Source organism: Pseudomonas sp. RL_5y_Pfl2_73 (assembly GCF_963970515.1).
In the GTDB taxonomy this organism is placed as follows: Bacteria; Pseudomonadota; Gammaproteobacteria; order Pseudomonadales; family Pseudomonadaceae; genus Aquipseudomonas.
On sequence record NZ_CAXAPD010000016.1, the window covers coordinates 83,671 to 100,724 of the forward strand.

At 61.8% G+C, this 17,054-nt stretch carries 12 protein-coding genes and 2 pseudogenes; 3 read left to right on the forward strand and 11 right to left on the reverse strand.

Annotated features, from left to right (window positions below; genetic code table 11):
• Positions 1 to 22 precede the first annotated feature (22 nt).
• From AACY42_RS16975 to hutC, 5 genes and pseudogenes are all read right to left on the reverse strand, one after another.
• Positions 23 to 991, reverse strand: coding sequence for an ABC transporter substrate-binding protein (locus AACY42_RS16975; protein WP_339481079.1), 969 nt, complete (start codon positions 989 to 991; stop codon positions 23 to 25).
• A 184-nt stretch (positions 992 to 1,175) separates the two neighbouring features.
• Positions 1,176 to 1,928: pseudogene (locus tag AACY42_RS16980) on the reverse strand (purine-cytosine permease family protein); the annotation flags it as partial.
• 141 nt (positions 1,929 to 2,069) lie between these two features.
• On the reverse strand, positions 2,070 to 3,755 hold the full coding sequence (hutU, locus tag AACY42_RS16985) for a urocanate hydratase (RefSeq protein WP_339481081.1): 1,686 nt from the start codon (positions 3,753 to 3,755) through the stop codon (positions 2,070 to 2,072).
• Positions 3,756 to 4,127: 372 nt separating this feature from the next.
• A complete protein-coding gene (locus tag AACY42_RS16990) occupies positions 4,128 to 4,697 on the reverse strand; it encodes a HutD/Ves family protein (protein ID WP_339481082.1) in 570 nt (189 codons plus the stop codon).
• A complete protein-coding gene (gene hutC / locus AACY42_RS16995) occupies positions 4,694 to 5,404 on the reverse strand; it encodes a histidine utilization repressor (RefSeq protein ID WP_339481153.1) in 711 nt (236 codons plus the stop codon). Before hutC ends, AACY42_RS16990 begins: the two co-directional genes overlap by 4 nt.
• 143 nt (positions 5,405 to 5,547) lie before the next feature.
• Between hutC and AACY42_RS17000 the strand changes: the two genes are divergently transcribed.
• A complete protein-coding gene (locus tag AACY42_RS17000; RefSeq protein WP_339481083.1) occupies positions 5,548 to 6,912 on the forward strand; it encodes a formimidoylglutamate deiminase in 1,365 nt (454 codons plus the stop codon).
• Positions 6,913 to 7,043: 131 nt separating this feature from the next.
• Here the strand turns inward: AACY42_RS17000 and AACY42_RS17005 are convergent, their stop codons facing one another.
• Both AACY42_RS17005 and AACY42_RS17010 read right to left on the reverse strand, forming a co-directional pair.
• Positions 7,044 to 7,613: a lipocalin family protein gene (locus AACY42_RS17005; protein ID WP_072345109.1), complete on the reverse strand. Its 570-nt coding sequence runs from the start codon at positions 7,611 to 7,613 to the stop codon at positions 7,044 to 7,046.
• Positions 7,614 to 7,644: 31 nt separating this feature from the next.
• A complete protein-coding gene (locus AACY42_RS17010) occupies positions 7,645 to 7,899 on the reverse strand; it encodes a hypothetical protein (protein WP_003196877.1) in 255 nt (84 codons plus the stop codon).
• 293 nt (positions 7,900 to 8,192) lie between these two features.
• Between AACY42_RS17010 and AACY42_RS28685 the strand changes: the two are divergent.
• Positions 8,193 to 9,215 (forward strand): annotated as a pseudogene (locus AACY42_RS28685) (HAMP domain-containing protein); the annotation flags it as partial.
• 93 nt (positions 9,216 to 9,308) lie between these two features.
• Positions 9,309 to 10,073 (forward strand): methyl-accepting chemotaxis protein, encoded by a 765-nt coding sequence (locus AACY42_RS28690; protein WP_445261518.1) that lies wholly within the window; start codon positions 9,309 to 9,311, stop codon positions 10,071 to 10,073.
• A gap of 59 nt (positions 10,074 to 10,132) precedes the next feature.
• Here the strand turns inward: AACY42_RS28690 and AACY42_RS17020 are convergent, their stop codons facing one another.
• From AACY42_RS17020 to AACY42_RS17035, 4 genes are all read right to left on the reverse strand, one after another.
• A complete protein-coding gene (locus AACY42_RS17020; RefSeq protein ID WP_339481087.1) occupies positions 10,133 to 10,729 on the reverse strand; it encodes a DUF924 family protein in 597 nt (198 codons plus the stop codon).
• Positions 10,730 to 10,732: 3 nt separating this feature from the next.
• Positions 10,733 to 11,743, reverse strand: a complete 1,011-nt coding sequence (locus AACY42_RS17025) for a class 1 fructose-bisphosphatase (RefSeq protein ID WP_339481089.1) — start codon at positions 11,741 to 11,743, stop codon at positions 10,733 to 10,735.
• 124 nt (positions 11,744 to 11,867) lie between these two features.
• On the reverse strand, positions 11,868 to 13,247 hold the full coding sequence (locus AACY42_RS17030; RefSeq protein ID WP_339481091.1) for a DUF3999 domain-containing protein: 1,380 nt from the start codon (positions 13,245 to 13,247) through the stop codon (positions 11,868 to 11,870).
• On the reverse strand, positions 13,244 to 16,867 hold the full coding sequence (locus AACY42_RS17035; RefSeq protein ID WP_339481093.1) for a DUF2339 domain-containing protein: 3,624 nt from the start codon (positions 16,865 to 16,867) through the stop codon (positions 13,244 to 13,246). The genes AACY42_RS17030 and AACY42_RS17035 overlap by 4 nt, the downstream gene beginning before the upstream one ends.
• Positions 16,868 to 17,054 lie beyond the last annotated feature (187 nt).

Here is a 17,054-nt window from a genome sequence, read left to right on the forward strand (position 1 = left end):
GGTTGGCCGGGAAGTATTCGACCTACAGAGCCGCGTCGATTTTCTTGGCAGCGTCTTCGCTTACCCAGGCGTGCCAGACTTCAGGATGTTCCTTCAGGAAGATCTTCGCCAGTTTCGGCGACTCGATCCGCTCTTTGGCCATGCGCCCGAGGTTCTGGTTCAGGATGTCGATAGGCAAGTTGACCTTTTCCAGCACCGCCACCAGTTCCGGAGCCTCGTCGTGGAAGGTCTTGGACAGGCCGACCTTGATGCTTACGCTCTTATCCACACCCGGTTTTTCTTCCAGTTTCACCAGGTCCACCTGGCCCATCAGCGGCGTGGGTGACCAGTAGTAGAACAGGATCGGTTCACCGCGCTTGTAGCTCGACAGCACCGCCGCATCCAGCGCCGGGCCGGTGCCTGGGCGGAAGTTGGTGTAGGTTTTTTCCAGGCCATAGCTTTTCAGCATTTCACTGTTGTCCAGCTCACAGGTCCAACCGGCCGGGCAGTTGTAGAAACGGCCCTTGGACGGTTCTTCCGGGTCCTTGAACACGGCAGCGTACTGGCCCAGATCAGCGATGTTCTTCAGGCCTGGCGCCTTGGCTTCGAGCTTGCGTTTGGCGTCGCCTTCAATCACGTAGCGCGGCACATACCAGCCTTCAATGGCGCCCACGACCGGGGCGCCGACGCCGACCACCTTGCCGGCCTTCTCGGCCTTGTTCCAGACCTCACTGCGGCCGACCCACTCTTCGGCAAACACCTGGATGTCGTTGCTGCCCAGGGCGTTCTCCATGGTGATGGAGTTGCCTGGCAGGCTGTCGACCTTGCAGCCGTAGCCTTTTTCCAGCACCACTTGCATGACGTCGGTCAGCAGCATGCCGCTTTCCCAGTTCAGGCCGGCGAACTTCACCGGTTTGCCCGACTCGCACCAACCCGCCGCTTGTGTGGCGCCAGCGCTGGCCAGCAGGCCCATGGAAAGCAACGTGGTCAGCAGGGTCTTGTTCGATTTCATTGTGTGACGCTCCTAATCAGTGAATTGGCTTACGGCAGTCAAGAGGCATCCAGCCCTTTCCACGTCCAATCAGGCCTGCGCCGCAGCGCGACCAGCCCCGCTTGTTATAGGTGCTACAACGCCGGCTGGTTCGACCGGCAGAATCAGTTGATCGGGTACTGCGCCGTGCCATTGTTTCGCGCACCTGCGCACCAATAACCGAACCGGCACCTGCGGCAAAAAAGGTTTTCACCGAAGAAGTCTCGCTCGGCAGGTAACGCGAATAGTCCGCCACGTAGGGGTCGAAGGCGATCTGCCAGGATGCCGCGAGCGACACCGCAAGCAGGAAGCTGCTCCAGCTGAAATGGCGGATTTGCAGGAGTGCGCCAACGTCCGTCTGGCTCATCAGGCGAGCGAACAGGTAAACAAAGGCAATCACACCAAGGAGGCTGGCGACACGTCCAATGAAGTGAATCACCCGATAACCGAGCACCGTGACCAGCACGATGACACTGGCGAAAATGAGGATGCCGACACTGTCGCTGACGCCAAACAACTGGCCCAGCGCCTGGCCGGAAAGCACGGTTCCCGTTGCGGTGAAACCCAGGTACATCAGGCACACCAGCACGATCGGGATAGCCGCGCCATACACACCAAACTGCACCCGGCTGGAGATCACCTGCGGCAGGCCCAGCTTGGGCCCTTGCGCGGCATGCAACGCCATGACGCCACCGCCGAGCAGTTGGCCGATCAGCAAACCGATCAACGACCAGAACACATCACCGCCAAGCACCACCGCCAATGCACCGGTGACAATTGCGGTGATTTGCAGGTTGGCCCCCATCCAGAGGGTGAACTGGCTCAACAATCGGCCGTGTCTCTCTGCTTCCGGGATGTAGTCGATCGAACGTTTCTCGATCAACGGCTTGCTGCTTGCGCGTGTGCGGGTGACAGCCATGGTTCAACCTTTGTGGATTGTTCTGGTCATTGGATAACGCCCTGTAGGAGCTGCCGAGTGCAACGAGGCTGCGATCTTTCCCCAGACACTTGAATCTCAAGCGAAAGATCAAAATCAAAAGATCGCAGGCTTCGCCAGCCCCTACCCGGTAATCATCGGCAGGTTCAGCCCCTGCTCCTTGGCGCAATCAATGGCGATCTGGTAACCGGCATCGGCATGACGCATCACGCCCGTGGCCGGGTCGTTGTGCAGCACGCGGGCAATGCGCTCGGCCGCTTCGTCGGTACCGTCGCAGACGATCACCATGCCCGAGTGCTGGGAGAAGCCCATGCCAACGCCGCCACCGTGGTGCAGCGACACCCAGGTCGCGCCGCTGGCAGTGTTGAGCAAGGCGTTGAGCAGCGGCCAGTCGGAGACCGCATCGGAACCGTCCTGCATGGATTCGGTTTCACGGTTGGGGCTGGCCACGGAACCGGAGTCCAGGTGGTCGCGGCCAATCACGATCGGCGCCGACAATTCGCCGCTGCGCACCATCTCGTTGAACGCCAGGCCCAACTTGGCCCGCTGGCCCAGGCCAACCCAGCAGATACGTGCCGGCAAGCCCTGGAAGCTGATGCGCTCGCGGGCCATGTCCAGCCAGTTGTGCAGGTGGGCGTCGTCGGGGATCAGTTCCTTGACCTTGGCGTCGGTCTTGTAGATGTCCTGGGGGTCACCGGACAGCGCGGCCCAGCGGAACGGGCCAATGCCGCGGCAGAACAGCGGACGGATATAGGCCGGTACGAAACCCGGGAAGTCGAAGGCATTTTCGACGCCCTCTTCCTGGGCCATCTGGCGGATGTTGTTGCCGTAGTCGAAAGTCGGTACGCCCATTTTCTGGAAGGCCAGCATGGCGTTGACATGGACGGCCATCGATTGCTTGGCGGCCTTCACCACGGCCGCGGGTTCGGTCTTAGCGCGGGCACGGTATTCGTCCCAGGTCCAACCGGCCGGCAGGTAGCCGTTGAGTGGGTCGTGGGCGCTGGTCTGGTCGGTGACCATGTCTGGGCGCACACCACGACGGACCATTTCCGGCAGGATCTCGGCGGCGTTCCCACACAGCGCAATGGAAATCGCCTTGCCTTCGGCGGTGTATTTCTCGATGCGCGCCAGGGCGTCGTCGAGGTCCTTGGCTTGCTCGTCGACGTAGCGGGTTTTCAGGCGGAAATCGATGCTCACCTGTTGGCACTCGATGTTCAGCGAGCACGCACCAGCCAGGGTCGCGGCCAAGGGTTGCGCACCGCCCATGCCGCCCAGGCCGGCGGTCAGGACCCAACGGCCCTTGAGGTTGGAGTCGTAGTGCTGGCGACCGGCCTCGACGAAGGTTTCATAAGTGCCTTGCACGATGCCCTGGCTGCCGATGTAGATCCAGCTGCCGGCGGTCATCTGGCCGTACATGGCCAGGCCCTTGGCGTCGAGTTCGTTGAAGTGCTCCCAACTGGCCCAGTGCGGCACCAGGTTGGAGTTGGCGATCAGCACGCGAGGGGCGTTGCTGTGAGTCTTGAACACGCCCACTGGCTTGCCGGATTGCACCAACAGGGTTTCGTCATCGTTCAGATTGGTCAGGCTTTCGACGATCTTGTCGTAGCATTCCCAGTTGCGTGCCGCGCGGCCGATACCACCGTAGACCACCAGTTCCTTAGGGTTCTCGGCCACTTCCGGGTCGAGGTTGTTCATCAACATGCGCAGCGGCGCTTCAGTCAGCCAGCTCTTGGCGGTCAGCGTGTTGCCGCGAGGGGCACGGATTTCAACGTCACGGTATTTTTCAGGTTTGCGGGTAGCGTCGGTCACAGCAAAAACTCCTCAGCGATCAATCCAGACCAGCCCGGGCAGTGGGCAGCGATTTAGCGAACGTTGCGTTGAACATCGGTAACCCATACGCATACGTCTTTACTTGTATGTACAAGCATATGCAATCAAGCGGCCAACTTGTTGGAGGTGGTGTTCAGAAACGGTTGGGGGTTTGGCTGAAAGCCTTGTGATTTAAGGGCTGCTGAGCGGCAGGAAATTTTTCAAGAGGGTTTTCGAGGGGGAAATCGGAGGGTCACAGAAGCGTGGTGTTGCGCCACGCTGGGGCATTCGGTAACAAGTTGGTGCGCAGAAGAAACAGCAGGCAGGCACCTTGTGGCCAGGGAATTTATCGGTGGGAGCAAGAAGCTGGCATTAGTGGGCCGTCAGCTCAATCACGCAGCATTGACCGTGGGTGGAGACATCCACCAACCCGGTGTTACCGCTCAGTTGCAAACAGTCGTAGAGGCCCAAGTCAACGGCGGATTCACCGATCTTGATAGCCAACCCCGGGGCGGCACAGAACACCAATACTGTTCCCGCCTCACTGAAAAACCGCTGCTGGCCGCCCAACCACTGCAACCGCGCGCGGTAACGTTGCGGTGCGTAGATCAGGTTGAAGTCACGAATCGGTCCGCCCAGCAGCGTGCAATACACATGGCTCTCGCCACTGAACGCAAAAGGGTCCAGCGGATGCAAAGGCCGCGTGGCCTGGCCATCGACATTCAGCGTCATGCCATCACCCTGCAAGACACTGATGACCCGCTCGTAACCGGCGAAGGTGGAGAAGCCGCCCGACTCACCAATGTCGGCAATCGACAGGCGCCAGCCGAAACCTTCCAGGCCGGCACCGGTATCGCGAGTGATTTCTTCAGTGCTGCCGCCACCGTTTTTCCACGGCATGCGCGGGTAGTCTGCTGCGCGTAAAACCTTCAAATGGCTCATTTATGAAAGCGCCCTTCGAGACTGTGACGGGAGCCCGGATGGATCAGGCGTGCGGCGGTCACCGGCTGGCGTCCGGACCAGGTGCGGCGGCGGATCAACAGGCACGGCTCGCCCTTTTCGATCTGCAACAGCTTGCATTCACTCGGCTCGGCCAGGATCGCCTCGACCACATGCTCGCCCTCGGTCAGCGGCGCGACCTGGTTCAGATAGGCGTAAGGCGTTTGCACGGTGAAGTCCTGCTTGAGGTAGTCCGGGGCCACCAGTGCGTTGACGAAACGGTCCTCGATTTGCACGGGGATGTCGTTCTCGAAATGCACAATCAGCGAATGGAACACCTTCTGGCCTTCGCGCATATCCAGGGCCAGGGCCCGCTCGGAACCGGCCGCCTCTTCTTCCAGGGTGATGACCTTGCAAGTGTGGCGATGACCACGGGAGGCGATTTCGTCGGCGATGTTATGCACTTCGAACAACGCGGATTGGCTCTTGGGTTCGGCCACGAAGGTGCCGACCCCCTGCATGCGCACCAACAGGCCGTCGGCGGTCATTTCCCGCAGCGCACGGTTGATGGTCATGCGACTGAAGCCCAACTGACTAACCAGTTCGCTTTCCGACGGCACACGGTAATGTGGCGGCCAGTTTCCACTGTCGATCTGCTGGGTGATCATTTGTTTGACGCGGGCGTACAGGGGTGCCGGACTGTCACCCATGTTTGCGGCCAGCGGCGGTTTGGCAGGCGGAGTCGACACGGCGGTTCCTTGTTCTGCGGATAAGAATGCTAGCTTGCCGGAGTTTACCGGCCAGGCAAACGTCTGTATATGTATATACAAATTACGCACAATGAGGTTGAACCATGTCCGCCTTCTTTGCCGAACGCGCGCTGCTGCCTAGTGGATGGGCCCATAATGTACGTTTTGAGGTCGACGCCGAAGGCGTCCTGACCCATATCCAGGCCGGTTCCCACGCAGACGGCGCCGAACGGCTGGGCGGTCCGCTGTTGCCGGGCATGCCGAACCTGCACTCCCATGCCTTCCAACGGGCCATGGCCGGGCTGGCGGAAGTGGCGGGAAATCCCAACGACAGTTTCTGGACATGGCGCGACTTGATGTACCGCCTCGTCGGAAAAATCAGCCCCGACCAACTCGGCATCATCGCCCGCCAGCTGTACATCGAAATGCTCAAGGCCGGCTACACCTCGGTCGCCGAATTCCACTATGTGCACCACGACACCGATGGCGCGCCCTACGCCGACCCCGCGGAGCTGGCCCTGCGCATCAGCCACGCCGCCAGCGCCGCCGGCATCGGCCTGACGCTGCTGCCGGTGCTCTATAGCCATTCCGGTTTTGGCGGCCAGGCGCCCAATGACGGGCAGCGCCGGTTCATCAACAGCACCGAAAACTACTTGAAGCTCCAGTCACGCTTGCAGCCGATCCTGGCCGGGCAGCCGTCCCAGGCGCTGGGTTTGTGCTTCCATTCGCTGCGTGCCGTGACACCCGAGCAAATCCAGGATGTGCTGGCCGCCAGTGACCGTGAGTGCCCGGTGCACATCCACATTGCCGAGCAGCAGAAGGAAGTCGACGATTGCCTGAGCTGGAGCGGCGCCCGCCCGCTGCAATGGCTGTACGAAAACACCGAAGTCGACCAGCGCTGGTGCCTGGTCCACGCCACCCACGCCAACGCCCAGGAGGTTAGCTTCATGGCCAAGAGCCGGGCGATTGCCGGCTTGTGCCTGACCACCGAAGCCAACCTGGGGGACGGGGTTTTTCCGGCCGTGGATTTTCTCGCCCAAGGCGGGCGCCTGGGTATCGGCTCCGACAGCCATGTATCGTTGAGCGTGGTCGAAGAATTACGCTGGCTGGAATATAGTCAGCGCCTGCGGGATCAACGGCGCAACCGCTTGTATCGCGCGGATCAGCCGATGGTCGGCCGCACCTTGTTCGATGCAGCCCTGGAAGGCGGTGCCCAGGCCCTGGGGCAACCGGTCGGCGCCCTCGAAATCGGCAAGCGCGCCGACTGGCTGGTGCTCGATGGTAACGACCCCTACCTGGCCACGGCCCAGGACGACGGGATCCTCAATCGCTGGCTGTTTGCCGGCGGCGATCGCCAGGTGCGCGATGTGATGGTCGGCGGACGGTGGGTGGTACGCGCTGGCCGTCATGCCGACGAAGAGCAAAGCGCCCGGGCGTTTACCCAGGTCCTGCGCGAACTGCTGGGCTGATTCCCAAAACACCAATGTAGAAATACCCCTGTGGGAGCGAGCCTGCTCGCGATGACGGCCTACCAGTCAACTTATGTGTTGAATGTGAAGCCCCCATCGCGAGCAGGCTCGCTCCCACAGGTTCTATAGCGTTAGTCCGAGGTTTTGGCCATCTGTCGATCCGACGCGCGCCAGATCAAGCGTGTGGTGTCGTAGCCCTGCTGGCGTGCCTTGCTCAGCAGCTCCTCGCGCACGACGCTATTGACGGTCGGTGTACGGGACAGCAGCCACATGTAGCGACGGCTTGGGTCGCCGACGATGGCGGTCTTGTAGTCATCGCTGACGTACAACACCCAGTATTGCCCTTTCGCCACGCCTGGCACGATCCGCGAAAACCAGTTGTCGAACTCGACCCAGAGCTTGTCGGTCTTGCCCGGCACCTGAGGTGTGGCGGTGCCTCTGGCTTCTTCCCACTGCCAGTCCGAGGTCAGGCAGCGATTGAGCACTCCCACGTTACCGTCTGGCTTGAGGGTGTAGTGAGCTTCCGATTGCGCGCAATTGCGCTGGAAATACATGGGTAGGCGGGCCAACTCATACCAGGTCCCTTGGTAACGTTTGAGATTGACGCTGTTGACCGTCTTGGGTGCCAACGGATCTTCGCCAGAAGTGGCACAGCCAGCCAAAATCAGGCCAGCCAAAAGCACAAAAACTAACCGCATCATTATTTTTCTCCCGCAGGCCTCTGGCCTCGGTTTACTTCAGGCCTTGGCCGGAAAACATCAACACTTTGTCACCGGCGTACTGCACGCTGATAAAGCTTTTCTGGTCGCCCCAGGTGCAGCTGGACATGCCGAGCGCGCCTGAACAATCGGTCGGTTTCCCCAGTAACGTTTCGACTTCGGACTTGGGCATGCCAGCCGACAGCTTCGAGTAGTTTTCCTGGTTGACCTTGCTGCATGCAGTCAATACGACACACACAAACAACAAGGCGATAGATCGCAGCGACATGGTGTAACTCCTGGAACGGAAGGGGGCTGGCAGGTGCCAACCAGAAGCTTAGAAGAGAAAACCCCTATCTGGTTCCCCGACGACCCCAGTATTTATTGGGCCTCGACAAGTGTTTCACCGGTGAAACACCCGGTTTGTGACCGGGTCGTGCATTTCGTCGCAATGAATCGCTGACGATTGATGAGATGGGCGCCTGCGCCGATAAAAGAAACAGCGCAATCGACTGCCTTATGGCAAATTGACACCCCACCCTGACCCGTCCCTCCGCGGTAGTGTTATTAATGACCAGAAACATGAAATTCAGCCATAAAATACTGTTGGCTGCCGCCCTCGTGGTGGCCGTTGCATTCGCCTGTTTCATCCTGTTCAACGACTATCGTCAACGCCAGAGCCTGCACGCCAGCACCGAGACCTCCATGCAGGAACTCGGCAGCCTGACCAGCCGCAACATCCAGACGTGGGTCGACGGTCGCATCCAGTTGCTGCAATCGCTGGCCCAGCAGATTGCCGTGGATGGCAGCAGTGCCGACAGTCTCAAGCGCGCCGTGGGCCTGCCGGCCTACACCGGCAATTTCCAGCTCAGCTATTTTGGTGGCACCGACGGCGTGATGTTCTCGGTACCGGCCGGCAATCGCGCCGCCGATTACGACCCGCGCGCCCGTGGCTGGTACAAGGCTGCCAACAGCGCGCAGCAAACCATCGTCACCGAACCCTACATCGCCGCCTCGTCGGGCAAGCTGGTGATTACCGTCGCCACCCCGGTGCAGCACCAGAACCAAATGATCGGCGTGGCCGGTGCGGACATCGACCTGTCCAGCGTCAGCGCCATCATCAACTCGCTGAACTTCGGCGGGCACGGCCACGCGTTCATCGTCAGTGCCGACGGCAAGATCCTGATCCACCCCGACAGCAAGCGCGTGCTCAAGACCCTGGCCGAGGCCTACCCTAACGGCGCGCCTCAAATCAGCCCGGGTGTGAAAGAAGTCGACCTCGACGGCAAGACCCAATTCATCTCCTTCACCCACGTCAACGGCGTGCCGGGAGCGGACTGGTACGTGGCGCTGGTGCTCGACAAGGACACCGCGCTGGCAATGCTCAGCGAGTTCCGTACTTCAGCACTGATCGCCATGGTCATCGCCGTGGTATTCATCATCGCCCTGCTCGGCATGTTGATCCGCGTGCTGATGCAACCGCTGCTGACCATGGGCCGTGCCATGCATGACATCGCCGAAGGCGAAGGCGACCTGACCCGGCGCCTGGTCATCCACGGCCACGACGAATTCGGCGCACTGGGGACTTCGTTCAACCGCTTTGTCGAGCGCATTCATACCTCGATCCGCGAAGTGGCCTCGGCCACCGGTCGGGTCAACGAAGTCGCCCTGCGCGTGGTCAGCGCGTCCAACTCATCGATGTTCAACTCCGACCAGCAGGCTTCGCGCACCAGCAGCGTGGCCGCGGCCATCAACCAGCTCGGTGCCGCCGCCCAGGAAATCGCCCAGAACGCCGCCCTCGCCTCGCGACACTCCAGCGATGCCCGTAACCAGGCCGAAGACGGCCAACACGTGGTGGATAAAACCATCGCGGCCATGCAGCAGTTGTCGGCCAAGATCAGCGATTCGTGCGCCAACATCGAAACCTTGAACAGCAACACGGTGAACATCGGTCAGATTCTTGAGGTGATCACCAGCATCTCCCAACAGACCAACCTGCTCGCCCTCAACGCCGCCATCGAAGCAGCCCGTGCCGGAGAAGCCGGGCGCGGCTTCGCGGTGGTGGCCGATGAAGTGCGTAACCTGGCCCACCGCACCCAGGACTCGGCGAAGCAAGTGCAGAAGATGATCGAAGCGCTGCAAGTGGGCGCCCGGGAAGCGGTACTGACCATGACCGATAGCCAGCGCCAGAGCGAAAGCAGCGTCGGCATTGCCAACCAGGCCGGCGAACGCCTGGGCAGCGTGACCCAGCGTATTGGTGAAATCGACGGCATGAACCAGTCCGTGGCGACCGCCACCGAAGAACAGACGGCCGTGGTGGAGTCGATCAACGTCGACATCACCGAGATCAACACCCTGAACCAGGAGGGTGTGGAAAACCTGCAAGCCACCTTGCGGGCCTGTGCCGACCTTGAACAGCAAGCGGTGCGGTTACAGCAGTTGGTGGGTAGTTTCCGGATCTAGTGTTTTGGCGGGCCCCATCGCGAGCAGGCTCGCGATGGGGATAGCATCCGCAACACCATTTAGAACCTTGACCCAGGCCTGCTCAAGAATTCCACTTCCTCAGCCGTGGACTCGCGCCCCAACACCGCATTGCGATGGGGAAAGCGCCCAAACCGGGCAATGATCTTCTGATGCCGTTCGGCATAGTCCAAGTTGTCTTCAAACACCGCCCGCTGCGCCTCCGGTTGTTCTCGCACCAAGTCGATAAACCGCGACACAGCCTCGTTCTGCACCGCCAGGTTTTCGCAGTGTTCGAGTACCAGATAAATGAATACACGCTGGATCGGCTTGAGTTCTCGGTCGAGCCCCGCCGCCAGGCCTCGGGCTACCAGTGCTTGAGCACGCAGGTCGCCGGAAAAGCTTTTGGGGGTGTCGCGAAAGATCATCCGCGCAAGTTGATCCAGTAGCAGCACCAGGGCCAGCCAACCTTCCGGGCGTTGCGCCCAATCGGTCAATCCGCCGGCCAGTGCCTGCTCGACCCATTCGCCGAAGCGCTCTTGCGCCTGGCGATCATGGCCTTTGCCAAACCACAGCGCGCCCTTGTCAGCGGCTATTTCGTCCGGCGTTTGGGTTGAACCAAACCACCAATCGAGCAAAGGCTGCCAAGGCTCGGCCATGATTCACTCCTTGTGGTAAGCCGTGGCGCGCGCCACTTCTTCTTTCGAACCGAGGAACACGGCCACACGCTGGTGCAGGCCTTCGGGCTTGATATCGAGAATACGCTGGTGGCCGTCGGTGGAAGCGCCACCGGCCTGTTCCACCAGGAACGACATCGGGTTGGCTTCGTACATCAGCCGCAGTTTGCCCGGCTTGGACGGCTCACGGTTGTCGCGCGGGTACATGAACAGACCGCCACGGGTCAGGATCCGGTGCACATCGGCAACCATCGCAGCAACCCAGCGCATGTTGTAGTTCTTCTTCAGCGGACCTTCTTCGCCCGCCAGCAATTCTTCGACGTAGCGTTTTACCGGGGCTTCCCAGTGACGCTGGTTGGACATGTTGATGGCGAATTCCTGGGTGGTTTCAGGAATGGTGATGTCTTCGTGGGTCAGTACGAAGCTGCCCATCTCGCGGTCCAGGGTGAAACCCTTGACGCCGTCGCCCAGGGTCAGCACCAGCATGGTCTGAGGGCCGTAGATGGCGTAACCGGCGGCGACCTGCTCGGTGCCTGGCTGCAGGAAGGCCTTTTCATTCAAGGCTTCGTTCTGGCTCAGGTACTCGTTCGGGCAACGCAGTACCGAGAAGATGGTGCCGACCGGTGCGTTGATGTCGATGTTCGACGAACCGTCCAGTGGGTCGAACACCAGCAGGTAGGCGCCCTTGGGGTATTTGCCCGGGATCTGGTAGGCATTGTCCATTTCCTCGGACGCCATGCCGGCCAGGTGGCCGCCCCATTCGTTGGCTTCGAGCAGGATTTCGTTGGACAGCACGTCGAGCTTCTTCTGCACTTCGCCCTGCACGTTCTCGGTGCCCATGCTGCCCAGGACGCCACCCAGCGCGCCTTTGGAGACGGCGTGGCTGATCTCCTTGCACGCACGCGCCACCACTTCGATCAAAAAGCGCAGATCGGCAGGGGTGTTGTTGCTGCGGGTCTGCTCAATCAAATAGCGACTCAAGGTAACGCGGGACATGGACGGCTCCGAAGAATAGGGGGCGGAAAAACCAGCGCAGTTTAGCGCGAGTCGGGACTTAATTCCTCCTATGAGACGGGGAATGGTGGATTGAGTTCATATCCGGGCCTGCCAACCTGCGTTCCTACGGGGATTTGACCGGTGGCTTGCGCAACAGGCTGAACGCCATCGCCGCGAGGAACAGCACGCTGAGCAGCAGCACCGCCCACAAGCCGATTTTCTTCCAGCGGATATCGACCGTTGCAGGCGCGGTTGCCGGGACCACGGTCGGCGTCGACGTGGCCGTGTCGTTCACGGTCGCCGTACCCAGCGTCGCCAGGCGCGACGGTTTGTAATCAGGCACCAGCGTGGTCAAGGGCAAGCTGGCCGTTTTCACTGTCGCGCTGCCCAGGGCCAGGCTGTAGGGCCCTTCGCCGCGCGCCAGGAACACCACCTGGGTCGGGCGCACGGCAAAGCGCAGGGCCGGGGCTTCGCTACCCAAGCCGCCGCCACGCTCGTCCACGGTCAATTTCAATTGCTGCACGGTCTGGCCGGACAGTTGCAATTGATTTTGCAGCACATCCTGGCCGTTCTGGGTCAGGCGATAGAGCAAGCCACTGCCCAGCGGTTGCCACGGATGGCTGCTTTCACGGCGACCGGCCAAGGTCACCGGCGCCAGGCTGTTGGCCTCGCTCAGCTCGACCTGCACCTGCTCGATGTTCAGCCCCATGGGCAACTGCCAGGTGTATTCACCGGCCTTCGCGGTGCTGCCGGCCAATGGCTGCGACCAGGCCAGCGGCAACGGCAGGCTTTCGCGGCTGGCGCTTTGCAACTGGGCCGAAGTCAGGATCGGCGCGGAGGACGGCGAATCCCACAACAACCGCAGATAGCGCGCCGCTTGCCCTGGCAAGGTCACTTCATGCTGCTCGACCCGCTCATCGGCAAAGGTCAAGCGCGCCACCTGGCCTTCCCCCCATGACTGCCAGTGCTGCAAATCATCACTGGCTTCGATGGTGAACCGTTGGAAACCGTCGCGTTCACTGGTCCAGTCGAGGACCAACCGCTGCAACGGCGCCTTGATCGCACTGGCATCCAATAACCAGCCACGCAACGCCTCCTCCCCCGCTTCGAGCCGACTGGAGGGTTGGACTTCCACCAAGGTACCGTTGGCGCTCGATTGCACGCGCACACTGGGCGCGCGTTCGTTGTCATCGGCGGCGTTGTACAGCGGGAACCACTTCACGTCGGTGAGGGTGCGATTTTCCCGGCTCTGGGCCGACTCACGCACCAAGGCGTAGGCCTGGGCCTGACCGGCCGCGTTGAAGACCCGCAGGTCGCTCAGGTCGGTCTGCCGCGCTTGCAGCTGAACGTTCAGTGGCAATGTTAGGCGATACCACGGCCCTTCGCCGCTCAAGGCCAATGGCACCTGATGGGCGAAATCCGCCGCTTGCTCCTGGGCCACGGCCGACAATGCCGCCCATAACCCCACCACGCCCAGCCCGATCCGACTCAACTTGCGACTCAAGATGACACTCCCTCACTGACAGGCATAGGCGGCTCATCCTGCGCGACCGTCTCCGGGCGCTTGGGTGGCAGCGGCGCGAAGTAGCCCACCACCAATAGCAATACACCCACGCCGATAAACGACACGATCCGCGCCAGACCGCCACGGTTACTCAATTCGACAAAGAACAGCTTGGCCACGACCACCGCGATCAACGCCGCGCCGATCAACCATACTTCACGGCGGTGGCGCAGATGCCCCCCGATCATCAGGCCCAGGGCAATCAGGGTCCAGACAATGGACAACCCGGCTTGCACGAACATCGACTCAAGCAACGCATCCAACTCGTATGGCACCCCCATCCACTGGTGAGCACTGCGCATCACCAGGGCAGTGAAGAACGCGAACAGCGACACACCGGCGATCAACTGGGTGATGTGCCCGACGCGATTGCAACGGTTCGTCGATTGCGCCACGGCGCTGCGGGCCCACACATAGATACCGAACAAGGCAAACAGCAGGCCAAGCTCCAAGGGATTGAGCAACGGCACATAAGGCAGTGGCGCTGAGTTGCCATCGCTGAAGGTGTTGGTCAGCCAGAACCAACCGAGCATCGACAGCGCCATCGGCGCCGCCGCGTAGACACGGTATTCGCGCGGTTGGGCCGACACCGGCCACGGCCAGGTACGCGGCGAGGCCATCAGCACCAGGTAAAGGCCTGGCAGGATCGCCCAGGCCAGCCAGCGCCAGGCGTTGTATTGCTCAGACAGCAACAGCAGGCCGTAACGCAACTCCAGCATCAACACCGCCATCAGCAACCAACAGCCGAGCACATGGGCCGTACTGCGCGCCGGGGCGGGCAGCATCGGCGCCAGGCGCTTGAGAGAGAGGAAATGCACGGCAAATACCGCCAGCCAGGCCAGCCAGCCAAAATCCGCCGCCGGGTGATAGTGGCTGTGCCAAGCCGCAACGAGCACGCAGCCCGCCGCCGGAATCAGCAAGGTGCACAGCAGCCCCAGCGCCGGCCATTTCAAACGCTGCGCCAAGACCGTCCACACTGCCACGCTGGTCGCCGCGACCAGCAGTAGCCAGCTGCCTTGCAGGTTCGCCGGGGCAAAGCGCAACACTTCGCTGACCCACGCCAACGCCCACCACCCGGCCCCCCAGATCAGCAGGAGTTCGGACAGGCGCTGCAAGCTCAAGACCTTGAGTTCCTGCGCCGCGTGCGCCCGTTGCAGGCGCCATGCGCCCACCAGCGCTGCCAGCCCCAGCACCAGCGGCGTCCAGAAGCCACTGTGGGCCAGCGGTCGGAGATCCTCGGCATTGAGCGGCCCCAACAACGCCGGCCCCGCCGTCAGGAACGCCGCACCGCCCAGTAATTGCAGCAGCAGGCCGAAGACAAAGCTCACACGTTGTTTCAGGTACAGGCTCAGCCAGATGATCAACAGGCCGCTGGCCGCCCACACACCGCTCGCCGTTTGCCACGGCAGGACGAACAGCACCGCAAGATTGATCAGCACCAGCCCCGCCAGTAACACCACCGACAAGCCGCGCAGCAACCGGACATCGTTGCGCACCATGTTGTCACGGGCCGCCAGCAACATGCCGCCAATCAACGCCAGGCCGATCAGCGAGGCGCTGAGCAAACCACTCCAGCCCGCGCTGAACACCGCCGTCGAATCCACTTCGGCGCCTTGCAAACGCAGCAGGAACAGCGCACCGCCAAGCAGTTGCACCCCAAATGCAGTGAACAGAAAGCTGCGCGACTGCAGGCGCAGGCCAACAAACAGCGTCGCCAATCCAGCCAGGGCCCAGGCAATGGCGGTGCCGTGGGTGAAGAAGAACAGCGGTGCCAGTAGATAGAGGAAACTCAACCCCAGCACAGCCAGCACCGGCAAGCCTTGGCGCTCCCAATGGGCGCTGTGTTCAGGCTCAGCCTTGTGCAGTTGGTAGAAGGTGAACAGCAAGGCGCCGCCGAGCATCAACGCGCCCAGCGCTGAACCATCGAGCAGGCTGGCGTCGCCGATACGCAATTCGCTGACAAACGCCAGTGCCGAGCCCAATTGCAGCAACAAGGCAAAGGCCCGGGCGAATGGGCGCTGCTGGCGCAGGCCCAGCCAGAAGATCCCCGCGCCTTCCATGGCCCACGCCGCGGCGGTCCAACGGGCATCGAGCCCCAGAGGGATCGCCAGGCTGGCAAAAATCACCCCCAGGGCAAGGCAGGTTTCCGCCAGCAGCAGGGCGCGACCGCCCATCAATACCCGCGCCAGGCCCATGTAGATCATGCCCAGGGCCAGGGCGCTGAACGCAGCGGCGAACTCAACATGCTGCACCAACGCGAACTGCAAGCCGAAGCCCACCAGCGGCGGGCCGAACAGCATGGTGCCGTCCACGTAATCGCCCTTGCGCGCCGACCAGTGCAACAGCGCGTCGCGGCTGGCGTCTTGGGGAGCATCGCTCATCTCCAGCAATTTACGCCGCGTGAACAGCAAGCCAATCGCCAGGTAGATGAGGAAGAACAGGATCAGGAACGGCTCGGTGCTCCAGAGCAGTTCTGGCGTGTAGGAACGCAGGCCCCAGGCGAAACCGATGCCGAAGGTGCCGACAAAGCCGATCAGGTTGAGCAGGCGCCAGGCCTTGAACCAGGCAATCGCGAGAATGCCGGCGTTGAGCAGGATGAAATAGCTGAACAGGGCGACGTGATTGCCACTGCCGGTGGAGGTCAGGATCGGCGCGGCAAACCCACCCAGCGCCGCAGCCGCAGCCAGGCCCAGGGCGTTTTGGGTAATCGCCAGGATTGCCGAGAACACGGTCACCGCGACCAGCAAGCCCAGGGCCGCTTTGGAGTCGAGCAATGGATGCAGGCGCATGGCCGCGAACACCGTCAGGTACAGCACGGCGATCCCGGTGCCCTGGAGCATCAACGCATAACTGCTGTTGCGTTGGCGCAACCACCAGCCCAGGCCCAACAGGCCCAACGCGCTGGCCGCGACACCGGCGTAACGCAACTCGATCGGCACCACCATGCCTTCGGTGGCGTAGCGCAGCAAAAACGCCAGGCCAAGGAACAACAGCACCACGCCGACCCGCAGCACCGTGTTGCCGCCGAACAGCCAGTTGCGCGCGCCAATTACGGCGCGGTCGAACAGATTCGGGCCACGGGAAGTTGCTGGTTTCGAAACCATCGAATCCAGGGGCAGCGGCGCGAAGTCGCGCTCGGCACGGCGACTGGATGTGGTTGGCGCGGGTTTCCAAACGTCATCAGGCAACGGTTGGCTGGCCTGGGTGGCCATCGGGGGAACGGGTTCGAGGTCTGGCGGCAATTCCCAGACGAGCTCTGGCTCCGTAGGCGTCTCGGGCTTCTGGGCCTGGGGCACGACAACCTCGGGCGCTGGCGCCGGATCACTCGATTCGGCGACCTTACCGCGCTCGAGAACCGCTAGACGGGCTTCCAACGTGAGCAGGCTCTGCTGAGTTTCTTGCAACAACATCTGCTGCTTGGCCGCCTGGGTAGCCAGGCGCCCCAATCGAAACGACTGGGCGATGCCAAGCCCCACCAACGCGCCTATCAGCGCATCGGCGAACGACTCGTCCACCACCCAGCCGAGTGCCAGGCCCAACAGCATCAAGATCCATTGCATGGTCGATATCCCTAAGCGGCCCATTGCGGGCGTAACCGGGGTGATGCGGTGCCTGACTCAGTCTAGTGGAACAGCACAAACCTTGTGGGAGCGGGCTTGCTCGCGAAGGCGGCGTGTCAGGCGACATCATTTCTGCCTGATACTCCGCTTTCGCGAGCAAGCCCGCTCCCACATTGGATTGTCAGCG